Source organism: Bradyrhizobium iriomotense, from assembly GCF_018129405.1.
GTDB classification, from domain to species: Bacteria; Pseudomonadota; Alphaproteobacteria; order Rhizobiales; family Xanthobacteraceae; genus Bradyrhizobium; species Bradyrhizobium iriomotense_B.
The window spans coordinates 55,354-70,616 of sequence record NZ_JAFCLP010000029.1; the positions used below are offsets into that span (position 1 = coordinate 55,354).

At 65.9% G+C, this 15,263-nt stretch carries 13 protein-coding genes; 8 read left to right on the forward strand and 5 right to left on the reverse strand.

The features are described from left to right. Positions 1-2 precede the first annotated feature (2 nt). The 3 genes from JQ592_RS35475 to JQ592_RS35485 all read left to right on the forward strand — a co-directional run bounded on the left by JQ592_RS35475 (position 3) and on the right by JQ592_RS35485 (position 4,825). Entirely contained in the window at positions 3-1,196 is a 1,194-nt protein-coding gene (locus tag JQ592_RS35475) for an acetate/propionate family kinase (protein WP_211407351.1), read from the forward strand. Between the two features lie 82 nt (positions 1,197-1,278). Then, positions 1,279-3,207: a hypothetical protein gene (locus JQ592_RS35480; protein ID WP_211407352.1), complete on the forward strand. Its 1,929-nt coding sequence runs from the start codon at positions 1,279-1,281 to the stop codon at positions 3,205-3,207. Between the two features lie 10 nt (positions 3,208-3,217). Further along, positions 3,218-4,825 (forward strand): PEP/pyruvate-binding domain-containing protein, encoded by a 1,608-nt coding sequence (locus JQ592_RS35485; protein ID WP_211407353.1) that lies wholly within the window; start codon positions 3,218-3,220, stop codon positions 4,823-4,825. On the opposite strand, the gene JQ592_RS35490 is transcribed toward JQ592_RS35485, so the two are convergent. Next, positions 4,819-5,658, reverse strand: a complete 840-nt coding sequence (locus JQ592_RS35490) for an RMD1 family protein (RefSeq protein ID WP_211407354.1) — start codon at positions 5,656-5,658, stop codon at positions 4,819-4,821. The two genes, JQ592_RS35485 and JQ592_RS35490, sit on opposite strands and share 7 nt — an antisense overlap. 329 nt (positions 5,659-5,987) lie before the next feature. Here JQ592_RS35490 and JQ592_RS35495 point away from each other — a divergent pair, with 329 nt between their 5' ends. Then, a complete protein-coding gene (locus tag JQ592_RS35495; protein WP_211407355.1) occupies positions 5,988-6,563 on the forward strand; it encodes a glycosyl transferase in 576 nt (191 codons plus the stop codon). A gap of 76 nt (positions 6,564-6,639) precedes the next feature. Further along, positions 6,640-7,569 (forward strand): bifunctional helix-turn-helix transcriptional regulator/GNAT family N-acetyltransferase, encoded by a 930-nt coding sequence (locus tag JQ592_RS35500; RefSeq protein ID WP_211407356.1) that lies wholly within the window; start codon positions 6,640-6,642, stop codon positions 7,567-7,569. A gap of 177 nt (positions 7,570-7,746) precedes the next feature. On the opposite strand, the gene moaB is transcribed toward JQ592_RS35500, so the two are convergent. Both moaB and ypfJ read right to left on the reverse strand, forming a co-directional pair. Further along, positions 7,747-8,310, reverse strand: a complete 564-nt coding sequence (moaB, locus tag JQ592_RS35505) for a molybdenum cofactor biosynthesis protein B (protein ID WP_211407357.1) — start codon at positions 8,308-8,310, stop codon at positions 7,747-7,749. 158 nt (positions 8,311-8,468) lie between these two features. Then, the gene (gene ypfJ, locus JQ592_RS35510) at positions 8,469-9,410 is read right to left on the reverse strand and encodes a KPN_02809 family neutral zinc metallopeptidase (protein WP_211407358.1); all 942 of its coding nucleotides are present in this window, start codon (positions 9,408-9,410) and stop codon (positions 8,469-8,471) included. Between the two features lie 415 nt (positions 9,411-9,825). On the opposite strand from ypfJ, the gene JQ592_RS35515 reads away from it, so the two are divergent. From JQ592_RS35515 to JQ592_RS35525, 3 genes are all read left to right on the forward strand, one after another. Then, on the forward strand, positions 9,826-10,956 hold the full coding sequence (locus JQ592_RS35515; RefSeq protein WP_283816230.1) for a site-specific DNA-methyltransferase: 1,131 nt from the start codon (positions 9,826-9,828) through the stop codon (positions 10,954-10,956). A 226-nt stretch (positions 10,957-11,182) separates the two neighbouring features. Further along, positions 11,183-11,509, forward strand: coding sequence for a hypothetical protein (locus JQ592_RS35520; protein WP_211407360.1), 327 nt, complete (start codon positions 11,183-11,185; stop codon positions 11,507-11,509). 132 nt (positions 11,510-11,641) lie between these two features. Next, positions 11,642-12,328: a glutathione S-transferase family protein gene (locus tag JQ592_RS35525; protein WP_211407361.1), complete on the forward strand. Its 687-nt coding sequence runs from the start codon at positions 11,642-11,644 to the stop codon at positions 12,326-12,328. A 60-nt stretch (positions 12,329-12,388) separates the two neighbouring features. Here the strand turns inward: JQ592_RS35525 and JQ592_RS35530 are convergent, their stop codons facing one another. Both JQ592_RS35530 and JQ592_RS35535 read right to left on the reverse strand, forming a co-directional pair. Further along, complete coding sequence (locus JQ592_RS35530; RefSeq protein WP_211407362.1) at positions 12,389-14,398, reverse strand: HAMP domain-containing methyl-accepting chemotaxis protein; 2,010 nt, start codon at positions 14,396-14,398, stop codon at positions 12,389-12,391. Between the two features lie 304 nt (positions 14,399-14,702). Continuing rightward, positions 14,703-15,263 (reverse strand): methyl-accepting chemotaxis protein (locus tag JQ592_RS35535; RefSeq protein WP_246820946.1); only part of this gene is annotated, 561 nt, incomplete at its 5' end.

Sequence of the window (15,263 nt, forward strand, 5' to 3'; positions counted from 1 at the left end):
CGATGCCGGCCGACGCGGTTCTCGTCCTCAATTCGGGATCGTCGAGCATCAAATTTGGCCTGTTCGAGATTGCGGCTTCCGACCCCATCCTGCTGTGCAAGGGCCAGCTCGACGAGCACGAGGCAAAACCCCGGCTTGTCGTGAAGAGCGCTGCGGGCGAGGACCTGTTCGAGACGCGGACAGACGCATCGGATGCCGACGGCGGTCATCTGTTCGCCGAGGTGCTCGCCTTCATCGAGGACCGGTTCGGCCAGGGCAGCTTGCGCGCGGTCGGCCATCGCATCGTTCATGGCGGGCCGAACTACTCAGGCCCGGTCGCACTGACCGATGATGTCATGGCAAAGCTGGAGGCGCTGACGCCACTGGCACCGCTGCATCAGCCGCGATGTCTCGCGCCGATCCGCACCATCGCGGCGATCCGGCCGGCGCTGACGCAGATCGCCTGCTTCGACACCGCCTTCCATCACGGCCTCGCACCACCGGCGAGCCGTTTCGCCATTCCGAGGCGCTTCGAGACGCGTGGCATCCGGCGCTACGGCTTTCACGGCCTCTCGTTCGAATATGTCGCGCGCCGCCTTGCCAAGATCGCGCCGGAGCTTGCGGCCAAACGCACCGTCATCGCGCATCTCGGTAACGGGGCAAGCCTGTGTGCTCTTCGCGATGGTCGCAGCGTGGACACCACGATGGGACTGACGCCGCTCGATGGCCTCGTGATGGGCACGCGCTGCGGCACCATCGATCCCGGCGTGCTGCTCTATCTGCAACAGCACGAGAAAATGTCGGTCGAGGAAGTTCAGCACCTGCTCTATCACCAGTCGGGCCTGCTCGGCGTCTCCGGCCTCTCCGCCGACATGCGCACGCTGCTCGTGAGCCGGGAGACTGCGGCGCGCGAGGCGGTCGATCTCTTCGTCTTTCGCGCGGCGCAGGAGATCGCGGTGATGGCGACCGCGCTGGAAGGGCTGGACTGCCTCGTCTTCACCGGCGGCATCGGCGAGCATGCGAAGGAGATCCGCAGCGCGATCGGCGAGCGTCTGGCGTGGCTCGGCGTGCGTATCGATGCATCGGCGAATGCCGAAGCACGCGAGCGGATCAGCGGCAGCGACAGCGCAGTCGAGACGTTCGTCATTCCGACCGACGAAGAGATGACCATCGCGCGCCATTGCGCGGCGCTGCTGCGCGAACCACACGCTGCATGACGATTTTATGAATGATCTGGCGCAATGCCGCCGCCGCGGCTTCGCGGCATAGAGACGGCATCAATCCTCGTGCGGACAGATCATGAAAACCCAGATCATCGAAGAGCTCGGACAAGGCGACATCCTGTTGCCCGCCCTGGTGGCGGAAGGGCTCGCCGCCAACGATCGCATCAAGGTGCGGATGAGCGCGCTGCAGGCCGCGGCCCACCACGCGCAGGAGCCGGGCCGGCCCGCGAGCGACCTCGGCGTCGAGAGTCAGACGGCCGGCATAGCCGCAGCTGGAATCGCGGCGCTGATCGGCGGCGCCCATCTGATCGGGCAGAACCGGCTCGCGGCGCCCGGTCTTGCCGAGTTGATGCAGAACATCCAGGACGACGCAGCAACCATGATCCGCGCCGTCGGCGCCGGCGCGGCGAGTGAAGGCTCCAAAGCGCAGGCACGGTTTGAGGCGATCCGCGCGGCCGGCCTGCTCGATGCCACCGGCGAGATCGAGATGTCCCGCATCGCGCGCCTGACCGGCGTCACCGAAACCGCCGGCGACAGCCTGCATCGCCTCGTGATGGATCTGCACAAGCAGCTCAACAGGCTTGCCGTAAGCTGCGCGGAGGAGGCCCTCGACGGCGCCCAAGTCTTCGGCCTGCACGGCGAAGACCGGGCGGCGGTTGCAGCCTTCATGAAAGGCCTGAACGCCACGCGGGGTCTCAAGTTCAGTCATCCCGGCCTCGACACCATGGCGATGCGCGCCGCCGGCCGCCTGCTGATCCAGAACGACATCGGCACCACCGACGCCCATGTCGTCGTCATCGCGGTGAAGAAGAACGCGGTCACCGTCACCTATACCGACGTGCACCTGGCGCGGGCGAAATTCTTCATCTCGCTGTTCGACAAGTTCGACGCGACCTGGAGCGGCCTTGATCGGCACACCGCCGCAGGTCTCGGCGAAGACAATTCGTTCTATCTCGTCACCGGCCAGTACGAGGCCGGCAACGCCGCTGATCGCAACGAATTCCTCGCGGCCGCCGGCGCCGCGCTGGTCTTCCTGATCGACTGGAACAAGGCCCGCAAGCTGCTCAGGACCTGGGTCGCCAAGGACGATGCGGCACGCATCCTGGAATGGGCGGCGCGCCAGCGGATCGGTCACCGTGGCCTTCTCGAGCTCGGTGGCAACGAGCTGTTGGGCTCCGCGGTCAGGAACGCCGCCCCGTCGCGGATCGGCTTCGGCGAAAGGCTCGACCAGGCGCTGGGCCGCACTGCCGCGATCGACTTCCTCAAGGCCTCGCTGCGCGCTTCGACCGAGGCGCTGCTGGCAGGCCGCTCGGTCAGGACCGTCCGCGACCAGATCGAAGCCGATCTGATGCGTCACCTTGATCGCGTTGACGGCACCCTGCTCGCGGCCGTGTTGCGGCAGATCGGCCTTGCCCACGATCTCGTCGCCGCGGTTGCGCGCCATCTCGCCGCGCTTCGAGCCGGCCAGGCCGCCGACGGCGCGCTGCTGGTGCAACGCTGCGGCGCGATCGAGCAGAAGGCCGACCGTATTGCACTCGAAGGCCGCAAGGAGGTCGATCGCCTCAATGCCCGCCCGCTGATCGGCCAGTTGATCGATCGCGCCGAAGAAGCCGTCGACGAACTGGAACAGGCCGCATTCATCGCTTCGCTGCTGCCCGAACGATCGGATCCCTCGCTGCTGGCGGCGCTGGCCGAGCTCTGCACGGTGGCCGCGACCGCGACGGAGGTCGCGGCCAGCGGCGTTGCCGCTGCAATGGACGTTCCGGAAGGACGGCGGGCCGATTCCGAGGATGCGCTCTCGGCCGTGATGCGGCTGATCGATGCCGAACACGCCGCCGACACGTGCGAGCGCGCGGCGACCGCGCTGGTGTTCCGCAGCGGCTTCGACGTCGCAACATCACTGTCGGTGATCGAGCTTGCCCGCGCCATCGAACGCGCCACCGATCGCTTCGCAGCGTTCGGCCATCTGCTCCGCCGTCATATCATGATCGATCTTGCAGCTTGAGGAAGCCCCCATGCATATCGTGCGTATCGGCGCTGACGCGACCGAACTGCGGCCGGCCGAAGAGATCGGCGCCAAGGCCGCCAACCTCGCCCGGATGGCCGCGCTTGGACTGCCGGTGCCTCCCGCCTTCGTCCTGCCGGTCAAGCTCTGCGCCGACATCATCGCCGGCCGTGCCCACGCCGCGCAGCATCTGCGCGACGGCCTGAAAGACGGGATCTCGTTCCTGGAGCGCGCGACCGGAAAGCGCTTCGGCGACCGCAGGCAGCCGCTTCTGGTGTCCGTGCGTTCAGGCGCGGCGCGGTCGATGCCGGGCATGCTCGAGACCGTTCTCAACGTCGGCTGCACCTCCGATGCCGTGCATGGCCTGATCCGTGCGACCGGACGGCCGCGGCTTGCGTGGGATTGCCGGCGCCGTTTCCTGGAGAGTTTTGGCGAGACCGTGCTCGAACTCGATCCGGCCGCATTCGCCGCGCGCATCTCGGAACGCGTCGCAGCCGAATACGCCGCCAACGATCGCGAGCTCGACAGCGAAGCGTTGGAGCGGCTTGCCGGCGACGAGCAGACGCTGGTCGAGGATCGCGCCGACGGCTGGCTCGAGGACGCCTTCGCGCAGCTCGAGGCCGCTGCGGAAGCGGTCTACCGGTCCTGGATGAGCGAGCGGGCGCGCGCCTATCGCAGCCTGCAGCATCTCGAGGCGCTCGAAGGCACCGCCGTGACCGTGCAGACGATGGTCTTCGGCAATGGCGGACTTGCCTCCGGCGCAGGCGTCGCCTTCTCACGCGATCCCTCGACGGGCGCGCCGCACCCGATGATCGACCTGGTGCTCGATGCGCAAGGCGAGGACGTCGTCTCCGGACGCCGTGCCCCCGACACCACTGAAGCGATCACGCGCGAACTGCCGACGCTCGAGGGCGAGCTTGGCGAGGTCCTGAGACGGCTCGAGCGCGAATTCACCGACGTGCAGGACGTCGAATTCACGGTCGAGGACGGCAAGCTCTGGATCCTCCAGACCCGCGCGGCCAAGCGCACGCCGCGAGCTGCGGCGCGGATCGCCATCGATCTCGTGCATGAAGGCCTGATCGCGACGGACGAGGCCCTTGCGCGCATTGCGGAGATCGACCTTGCTTCTCTCACCGAGACCACACTGGTTGCTCCCGGCAAGCCCGCAACGACCGGCATCGGCGCCTCCGGCGGCATCGGGATCGGACGCGCGGCCTTCGATTCGGAAAGCGCCCGGCGCCTCTCGGCCGCAGGCGAGCCGGTCATCCTGCTGCGTCCCGATACCAGCACCGCCGACGTCGCCGGCTTTGCGGTGGCGACCGGCATCGTCACGGCAGTCGGCGCACGCACCTCGCATGCGGCCCTGGTGGCGCGGCAGATGGGCAAGCCCTGCGTGGTCGGCTGTCGCCAGTTGAAGATCGATCCCGTCACGCGGCAGGCGCAGCTTGCGGGCGCCGTGCTCTGCGAAGACGAATGGGTCACGATCGATGGCGACACCGGAGAGCTCTATCTCGGGCGCTGCGAGACCGTCGAGACACGGCCGGAGGCCGAGCTCGCCGAGATCGCCGCGTGGCAATCGCCGGCCGGACGCTCCACACCTCGCGCTGCGGCTCAGTGAGTCCCCGACAGGATCTGGATGCAGCCGATCGCGACCTCGATCAGGATCAGCACCACCACTGCGATTTCGAGCCGCAGCGAGCGCTGGGTATCGATGATGTCGGTTAGCGCGTTGGCTGTTTCCGACACCGCGGTGAGCTTGCGCTCGAGCGTATCGAGGCGCTCCTTCAGCTCGTACTCGTCCTCGAGGCGGGCATAGAGCCGGTCGAGCTCGGGCTTCTCCCAGAGCACGTCGGGCTTCTCGGCCACCGCAACACGGCCGGCGACGCGCTGCTGCACCAGCAGCGCGTTGCCGATCAGCTGCAAAATGCCCTTGCGGCGGCGCGGCGTGCGGCCGCGCTCGGCCAGCTCGCGCGCGAAGGGCTCGATGACGTCGAACACCGCGGCGACCCGCCGCTCGTCGCGGGCCAGCGACGTGCTCTTGGCGAGCGCGTCCGCAACCAGCAGCAATCGCTCATCGGAGAATTTGGCGAGGTAGATCGGGCCGCCCGGCTGGATCGCCTCGGCGTTTTCGTCCTTGCAGAGCTGCGCCTGCGCGGTCTCTTCCTCATAGGGGCTGAGCTCTCCGATCACGCGGGACTTGAGGCTGTCGATCAGCACCTTTTCCTCGGACGGAAGCTGGCCGATCAGCACCACGACGCCGTAGCGGAAAATCACGGCGAGGCCGGCATGGACGCGAAAGGCGGCCGGCGTCGACGACACCAGTGTGCCGATCTCGAGGCCGGAGGCATTGATGCGGTCGCCCAGCATCAGCGCCCGGATTCGTAAGGTCGGCGCGGCGTCCGGCCGCGGCGATGTCGGGGGCGCGCTAACGGCAGCTTGATCAGCGTTCATGCGAGGCTCTCGTCAGCGTCATGGGTTGCAGGCTTTCCCGTTCCCGGGTGTCGGTCCGCTCGCATCCTCCTCATGCAGGATTGCGGTGGCCTGCACGCTGCGCAAGGATCGTAGCGAAACTCCGGGATAATACCGTCACTGCGAATTCGCGCCGAAATATTGGGCAACATTGCCACCCCGCAGGAGACATATTTGGATGCGATGGCTCTGGCAGTTTACCATCGAACAGCGAAACCCCGCCGAAAAGTTGCACTCGGCAATCCCTCGTGTTTATGACAATATCATAACGAGTTAGCTTCTCCCGAAGCGCGGACACTGAAGCTTCAACCATGCTGAGCGTCATCATTCCGACCGAAGGCGTCGAGCAGACGGCGGTCGCAACCCTGGCCGCGTTGGTGCCCGGTGCCGCCGCCGGCATCATCCGGGAAGTCCTGTTGGTCGACGGCACCCGCAATGGGGTCATCGAGCGCGTCGCCGACGTCGCAGGCTGCCGTTTCATTGGCTTCGAGGGTTCCTCGCAGGGCGCAGCGCTCGCCGCCGGCGCGCTTCAGGCTCGTTCGCCCTGGCTGATGTTCCTCCCCGCTGGCGCGGTGCTGGAAACCGGCTGGATCGAGGAGACCACCCAGTTCATCCAGACCGTCGCGACCAGCGGCCGGGACCGCGCGGCGGTGTTCCGCTATGCACGCACACCTTACGCCGATACCCGGTTCCGCGATGTTCTCCGGGCCGTGGCTCGGAAGCTGGTCGGCCCGTTCGGCGATCAGGGCCTTTTGATCGCGCGTGACCATTACGACCGGATCGGCGGCTACCCGCCCCAGGCCCGCCGTTCCGAGGCGCGGCTGCTGCGGCGGCTCGGCCGCTCGTCCCGGACCATGCTGCGTAGCCGGATCGTCATGGTCGGCTGACGCCGCTTGATAGGCGCCCCTGGATACTTGCCAAAGTCAAATAATTATTTGACAATGGCAAGTATTGAGGTGAGCCATGTCATTCAACGGCACAGACGACCACATCGCGGCAGTCCGCGCCTTCAACCGCTTCTACACCCGCAAGCTTGGCGTGCTCGACCAGCACCTTGGAAAAACTCCGTTTTCGCTGAGCGAGGCCCGGGTGCTCTATGAACTCGCGCATCGCGACGACCTTGCGGCAAAGGAGATCGGAAACGAGCTTGGCCTCGACCCCGGCTATCTCAGCCGCATCGTGCAAAGCTTCGACGAAAAGGGGCTGATCACGCGAAGGCCCCTGCCCGCAGATCGCAGGCAATATCAGCTCAGCCTCACCGCCAAGGGCCGCCAGACCTTCGCCAAGCTGAACCTGAGCTCGCAGAATGAGGTTGCCGCACTGCTGGCCCGGCTTTCAGCTGACGATGCAACGCGGCTCACGCAGGCCATGGCAACAATCGAGGCCGTGCTGGAGCAACGCCGAAGCCAGCCCGCAGCCTTCATGCTGCGCAGCCATCGCGTCGGTGACATGGGCTGGGTCATCTCCCGGCAGGGCGCCGCCTATGCCGCCGACTACAATTGGGACATCAGCTACGAGGCGCTGGTCGCCGAGATCTGCGCCCAGTTCATCAGGAACTACGACGCCGCGCGCGAGCACTGCTGGATCGCGGAAGTGGGTGGCGAGCCGGTCGGCTCGATCTTTCTGGTCAAGGCGACGGACGAGATCGCCAAGCTCCGTCTGCTGCAGGTGGAGAAGAAAGCGCGGGGGCTCGGTGTCGGCCGTGCGCTGGTCGAGCAATGCCTCCAGGGCGCCCGCGAGAGGGGCTACAGCAAGATGACGTTGTGGACGCAGAGCATCCTGGTTGCCGCGCGCGGCATCTACAAGAGTGCCGGCTTCAAGCTCGTCAAGGAGGAGAAGCACCATAGTTTTGGTGCGGATCTGGTCGGGGAGACGTGGGAGCGGGATCTGTAGCTGCGCGATGCGCATTGCTGTGCCCTCGCCCCTTGCGGGAGAGGGCGTCTCCGCTGGTGGACAGAGGCTCACTTGGGTGAGGGGTATGTCTCCGCGAACGTCGGTGCGCGTGGATAGATACCCCTCATCCGGCGCTTCGCGCCACCTTCTCCCGCAAGGGGAGAAGGAAGAAAGAGCCTACACCGTCGCGCCCTGCGCCTTCGGCCGGCGCAGATGCTCATCCAGCCGCGGCATGATCTCGACGAAATTGCAGGGCCGCGTGCGGTAGTCGAGCTGGGCGGCCAGGATGCCGTCCCAGCCGTCGCGGCAGGCGCCGGGCGAGCCGGGCAGGCAGAAGATGTAGGTCGCGCCCGCAACGCCTGCGGTGGCGCGGCTCTGGATCGTCGACGTCCCGATCTTGGCGTGGCTCAGCATGTGGAACGCGATCGAGAAACCATCCATGCGCTTCTCGAACAGCGGTTCGATCGCCTCCGGCGTGACGTCGCGTCCGGTAAAACCGGTGCCGCCGGTGGTGATGACGACGTCGACGCCGGCATCTGCGATCCAGCGGCGGATCACCGCGCGGATCGCCTCGACATCGTCAGTCACGATCTCGCGCGCGGCGAGATGATGGCCCGCGCCGGTGAGGCGATCGGCAAGCGTCTGGCCGGACTTGTCGTCCGCAAGCGCGCGCGTGTCGGACACGGTGAGCACCGCGATGTTGAGCGGGATGAACTGTTTTGTTTCGTCGATCGAGGCCATGGTGCGTCTCTGGTGTCGCGGACAAGGTGCGGCGCATCAGCGCCGCACCGCAGAGCCGGGACCCACTTTCGAGGCTTGGGAGACCGGCATTGTGGGCCCCGGCTCTGCAGCGCACCGCTGAAGACGCGCTGCGCTGCGTCCGGGCACGGTGGCGAGAACTACAACGCCCCGCCGCCGAAGGTGTTGCAGGCCTGGACCGTGCCCTGCTGGTAGCCGGTCATGAACCATTGCTTGCGCTGCGCGGCCGAGCCGTGGGTGAAGGAGTCGGGCACGACGCGGCCCGTGGACTGGCGCTGCAGCGTGTCGTCGCCGATGGCGCTCGCCGTGGTCAGCGCGGCGTCGATGTCGCCCGCTTCCAGGAAGTTCGGACGCTTCTTCGCCTCGCGGTTGACCCAGACGCCGGACAGGCAGTCGGCCTGCAACTCCACCTTCACCTGGAGCGCGTTGGCCTCGGCCTTGCTGCCGGCCTGCTGCTGCAGCCGCGTCACGCGCGGAATGATGCCGAGCAGGTTCTGGATGTGATGGCCGGCCTCATGCGCGATGATGTAGGCGGTGGTGAAATTGCACGCCGACTTGCCGGAGCAGCCGCGGAAGCGCGTCTCGACCTCGCGGAAGAAGCTGGTGTCGAGGAAGATGGTGCGATCCGGCGGACAGTAGAACGGGCCCATCGCCGACTGCGCCATGCCGCAGCGACCGCCATTGGTGGCATTGCGGAACAGCACGACCTTCGGACCGGTATAATTCTGGCCGCTGGCCTGGAAGATCTCGCTCCAGCGATCGTCGATCTCGCCGAGGATGCCGGCGATCATGCTGCCCACCTCGTCGGTCGGCGCGCCGCGCTTGGCCGAGGTCGACTGGCGATCGGTCTGGTAGCTCGGCGCCTGGCCGCCGCCGGTGAGGATCTCGGCGCCGCCGATCAGGATGCGCGGGTCGATGCCGAAGGCATAGCCGATCAGGCCGAGCACGATGATGGTGCCGATGCCGAGCCCGCCGCCGCCCATCGGCAGGCCGAACCCGCCGCCTCCGCCGCCGAAGCCACCGCCACCCTCGTCGCGACGATCCTCGATGTCGTCGCTGCGGCGGAAATCATCGTAGCGCATGGCGGGCTTTCCCTTAAATCCTCGATTGGCATCATTTGGGCGCAGAAGCGCGAAAGCTCAACGCGCCACATACGTAAAATTTCCGTTGCCTTTATCAATATCGTGCTCGGCAAAAATTGCCTAGTGCGACAGCATGCGCCTGCCAGCAATTTTTTCCGAGGGATGTGCAATTTTTTCCGAGAGAAATTTGCGGTCTTTCTGCCGCCGTCGTCGCTCCCGCAACGCGAAGAAACGCGAAATACGCTGCAAAACACGGTGAATGCGAACAGGGGGCGGCACGCAACGCGCGATGCGCGGCCTGCACACAAAAGCAGCGGGTTAAGTCGATTTTTACTTTGCCGCTTCAATGTAACGGTCAGTCGGTTGTTTGGTCCCGCGTCGCCGACAGCGTCGCCTGAGTCAGAGTTCTTGAGTCATGGTAGAGTCGCGTCGCGGGGCGTCTGCAAGGGCGCCCCGCACAAACTTTGAGTCTCCGTCGCATCGTATCATCCTCGGCGATTGCGTCGCCGAGATGTCGAAGCTTCAGGCAGGTAGCGTCGATCTGGTGTTCGCAGATCCGCCCTACAATCTTCAGCTCAAGGGCGATCTCAAGCGCCCCGACGAATCCCATGTCGACGCCGTCGACGACGACTGGGACAAGTTCGATTCATTCTCCGCCTATGACGATTTCACCCGCGCCTGGCTGCTTGCCGCCCGCCGCGCGATGAAGCCGTCGGCGACGATCTGGGTGATCGGCTCCTATCACAACATCTTCCGCGTCGGCGCGATCATGCAGGACCTCGGCTTCTGGCTCCTGAACGACATCGTCTGGCGCAAGACCAACCCGATGCCGAATTTCCGCGGCCGCCGCTTCACCAATGCGCACGAAACGATGATCTGGGCCGCGCGCGACGAGAAAGCCAAGGGCTACACGTTCAACTACGAGGCGCTGAAGGCCGCCAACGAGGACGTGCAGGCACGCTCCGACTGGCTGATCCCGCTCTGCACCGGCGAGGAACGTCTCAAGGGCGCCGACGGCAAGAAAGTGCATCCGACGCAGAAGCCGGAAGGCCTGCTCGCGCGCGTGCTGCTGTCCTCCTCCAAGCCCGGCGATCTCGTGATCGATCCCTTCAACGGCACCGGCACCACCGGCGCCGTCGCCAAGCGCCTCGGCCGCTCCTATGTCGGCTTCGAGCGCGACAAGACCTATGCCAAGGCGGCCGAAGCGCGCATCGCCGCGGTCGAGCCGCTGCCGGAAGAAAGTCTCGCTCCGTTCATGACCGCGCGCGAAGCCCCGCGCGTCGCGTTCGCCGAGCTGATCGAGCGCGGCATGATCATGCCCGGCACGAAACTGTTCGACGCCAAGAAGAAGCTCGGCGCGCTGGTGCGTGCCGACGGCGCCATCATGCTGGGCGACAAGGTCGGCTCGATCCATCGCATCGGTGCCGTGGCGCAAGGCGCACAGGCCTGCAACGGCTGGACCTTCTGGCATGTCGAGACCAAGAAGGGCCTCAAGCTGATCGACGAGCTGCGTGCGGAGATCCGCGCGGGCATGGCGGCGGAGTAATTTCCCTCCGCCGTCATTCCGGGGCTCGCCACCGGGTCCGCGCGTAGCGCGGCCCGATGACAGGCTCCGCGAGAACCCGGAATCCATCCAACCACCGCACCTGCGGCCCAATGGATTCCGGGCTCGCGCCAAGAGGCGCGCCCCGGAATGACAGTAGTGGTGGTTGAAAGCCGCCACGGCCAGGACTAGATTCACCCGATCAGCCCCGTCCTGACCGGTTGGGCCCATGCGACGACAGTCCGAAACATTGCTGCTGGTGCCGCTGCTGCCGATCTTCCTGCTCGGCATGTTTCCGATGTTCCTGATCGCCCTGCTCGGGTTTTTCGGCCTCGCGCTGTTCGGCGTGCTCGTGGTCTGCGTCGGCCTCGCCAGCAGCAACGAGGCCCACGACAATTTCAATCACGACGTCATCGTTCACGGCTATTCGCGCGGATCGGAACGCGCGGCGCGCGCCTCCGACATGCATCTCGCAGCAAAGCTCGGGCTGCGCCTGGAGGCGGTCGGTGCGGCGATGATCCTTACGGCGGCGATCGGCCTTTGTTACACCGGCTGATCTGCGTGGCGCGCAGATACCGCCCGGCAAACTCGCCGGTTGCTCTATCAGACAAGGTTCAGGCAAGAGAAGGCGGCCCGGCGGCAATGACGCCGCGTTCGCTCTCGGCAACAGACACTGGGGAGATGTGTGATGCTCAAATTCTATTTCAACGGCTCGCCGAACCCGACCAAGGTCGCGCTCTATCTCGAAGAATCCGGCCTTCCTTTCGAGCCGGTGAAGATCGACACCCGCAAGGGCGAGCAGTTCACGCCGGAATTCCTCAAGATCAATCCGAACGGCAAGGTGCCGGCGATCGACGATGGCGGCACCATTGTCTTCGACTCGAACGCCATCCTGCTCTATCTCGCCGAGAAGACCGGCAAGTTCCTGCCCGCCGCCAGCGGGCGCGGCGAGACGCTGTCATGGCTGATGTTCATCGCCACCGGTGTCGGGCCGTATTCGGGCCAGGCCGTGCACTTCAAGCATTTCGCGCCGAAGGACCAGAACCACGACTACGCCCATAACCGCTACCAGTACGAGACCGATCGCCACTACAAGATTCTCGACGGCCATCTCGCAGGCCGTCGCTACATGGTCGGCGACAGCTATTCGATCGTCGACATGGCGCTGTGGGGCTGGGCGCGGATGGTGCCGTTCAAGCTCGGCGACGACGCCTTCGCGCGCTACCCGAACGTGAAGCGGCTGGTGGACGAGATCTCGGCGCGGCCCGCGGCGGCGCGCGCGATCGCGCTGAAGGACAAGTTCACCTTCAAGGCCGAGATGGACGACGAGGCGCGAAGCAACATGTTCAAGCACATGACGACCAAGGTTGCCTGATCGCGCCACGCTTTGAATTCAGGTCCACGCGCATGCGCGTGGACCTTTGCTTTTGAGACGTCAGGCAGCGTGGACCGAGCTCAGGAAGTTCGCGACTTCCTGCTTCAGCCGGTTGCTGTCCGCCGACAGCGAGCGCGCCGCCGACAGCACCTGCGAGGAGGCCGAACCGGTCTCCGATGCCCCGCGCTGCACGTCGCCGATATTGGTCGAGACCCGCTGGGTGCCGTGCGCGGCCTGCTGGACGTTGCGGGAAATCTCCTGCGTCGCCGCGCCCTGCTGCTCCACGGCGGCGGCGACGGTCGAGGAGATCTCCGACAGCCGCTCGATGGTGCCGCTGATTTCCCTGATGGCGCCGACCGACTGCTCGGTGGCGGCCTGGATGTTGGAAATCTGCTGGCCGATCTCACCGGTGGCTTTCGCGGTCTGCTCGGCCAGCGCCTTCACCTCGGAGGCAACCACCGCAAAGCCGCGGCCGGCATCGCCGGCGCGCGCGGCCTCGATGGTCGCATTCAGCGCCAGGAGATTGGTCTGGCCCGCGATGGTGTTGATCAGCTCGACCACGTCGCCGATGCGAGCGGCGGCCTTGGACAGTTCGCCGACGCGCTCGTTGGTCCGGCTCGCTTGGCCTACGGCTTCGCTGGCGATGCGGGCGGATTCCTGCACCTGGCGCGCGATCTCGGAGACCGAGGAGGACAGCTGCTCGGTCGCGGAGGCGACGGCCTGAACATTGGCCGAGGCTTCCTGGGAGGCGGACGCTACCTCCGTGGAGATATCCTGGGCGCGCGAGGCAGTCGTGGTCAGTGTGCCGGCAGAGGCCTCGAGCTCGTTCGAAGCCGACGACACCGTATCAACGATCTCGCCGACCGCACTCTCGAACTGATTGGCCAGGTTTCTCATGTCTTGCTTGCGGCTCTCGGCCTGCCGGGCCTCGATCTCGGTCTGCTCGTGACGCAGGCGCTCGGTCTCGACCATGTTGTCCTTGAACACTTGGATCGCCTTGGCCATGTCGCCGATCTCGTCGCGATTGCCGCGGCCTGGGATCTCGACCTTGAGATCGCCGCCGGCAAGCAGCCCCATAGCCCGGGTCATCGTGGACAGCGGACCGACGATGCTGCGCGCAATCAGGAAGGCGACGAGGCCGCCGAACAGAACGGCAAGACCGCCGGCGACTTCCTGAATCCAGGTCGTGTTGGCAACGACGCCGTCGGCGGCCGCGCGCGACTTCTGGTAGTCGGCCTTCAATCCGGTCTCCGCCACCTTGAGCTTGTCGACGCTTTCGTTGATCAGGGGAGAGATCTCGTTGCTGTAGATTTCATCGGCCTGGAGGATTGCGGCGGAGGTCGTCTCGAAGGCCGCCTTGTAGGCCGAAAGCGAGGTCTTGATCGGCCCGAACGCGGCCTTGACCTCGTCCGGCAGACCGGCCCCCTCCAGTGACTTGAGCGCTTGCTGCGCCCGATCGACATTGGTCCTGAAGGTCGCCGGCCCTTTTGCGTCCCGGACGGCGAGGAAGCGCCAGTTTGCGACACGAACTAGCAGGATCTTGGATTCAAGATCGGCGACGGGAGCGCTCACGCTGGTATCGCCGGTTTCACGCGCGGCGTCGACCAGCTTGCCGGTGTTGGCGGTCAGTTGGTCGCCGCCGGCGAGCAGAACGGCTTTGCCCTTGGTGGTCTCGTTGACGGCGGCGCCCATGCGCTCGCGCAGGGACTTCATCTTCTCGAGATCCCCGAGCAGGCCGTTGTAAATCTTGAGGCGCTCGTCCGAGATCGTCGACTTGGCTGCGGCCTTCAGCAACTCCACCGTAGCCACCTCCCGCTCCGCGGCTTCCTTGAAGGCCGGCTCGTTGGCGTCATAGATGTAGCGGAGATTGGCGCGGCGCAGCGCCTGGAGCTGGATCGAGATTTCCTGGACGCGGGCCGTGTTGTCCGAGAGGGTCGACAGACGCGTCATCTGGCCCTGGACTGCCCACAGATTCCAGACCGCGACCGCGGCCATCACCAGGCCAAGGACCACGAGAACCGAAAATCCGGCGTACAGACGCCCCCGAATTCCCAAACGCAAGCTCGGCATCACTGTCCACCCAAAGCAGGAAGATAAAGAGAAGCAGCGGACGACCTTCTCGCGCTGCAACGGCGACTCGTTGCAACCACGCCCCCGAGGAATCGCGCTGCACCGCCGTACATTGCGGAACAATTGTTAATTGAGGCTGTATTTTACCGGTGTCGAATACGGAGAAGCCGACGGAGACATCGCCGTCTGCTGCTCGGATGAACAAGTGCTGGGCACTTGGCGGCGCACGGGATTGGTGGCCTGATCGCGCCACGCTTTGAATTCAGGTCCACGCGCATGCGCGTGGACCTTTGCTTTTGAGACGTCAGGCAGCGTGGACCGAGTTCAGGAAGTTCGCGACTTCCTGCTTCAAGCGGTTGCTGTCCGCCGACAGCGAGCGCGCCGCCGACAGCACCTGCGAGGAGGCCGAACCGGTCTCGGACGCCCCGCGCTGCACGTCGCCGATATTGGTCGAGACGCGCTGGGTGCCGTGCGCCGCCTGCTGGACGTTGCGGGAAATCTCCTGCGTCGCCGCGCCCTGCTGCTCCACGGCGGCGGCGACGGTCGAGGAGATCTCCGACAGCCGCTCGATGGTGCCGCTGATTTCCCTGATGGCGCCGACCGACTGCTCGGTGGCGGCCTGGATGTTGGAAATCTGCTGGCCGATCTCACCGGTGGCTTTCGCGGTCTGCTCGGCCAGCGCCTTCACCTCGGAGGCAACCACCGCAAAGCCGCGGCCGGCATCGCCGGCGCGCGCGGCCTCGATGGTCGCATTCAGCGCCAGGAGATTGGTCTGGCCCGCGATGGTGTTGATCAGCTCGACCACGTCGCCGATGCGAGCGGCGGCCTTGGACAGTTCGCCGACGCGCTCGTTGGTCCGGCTCGC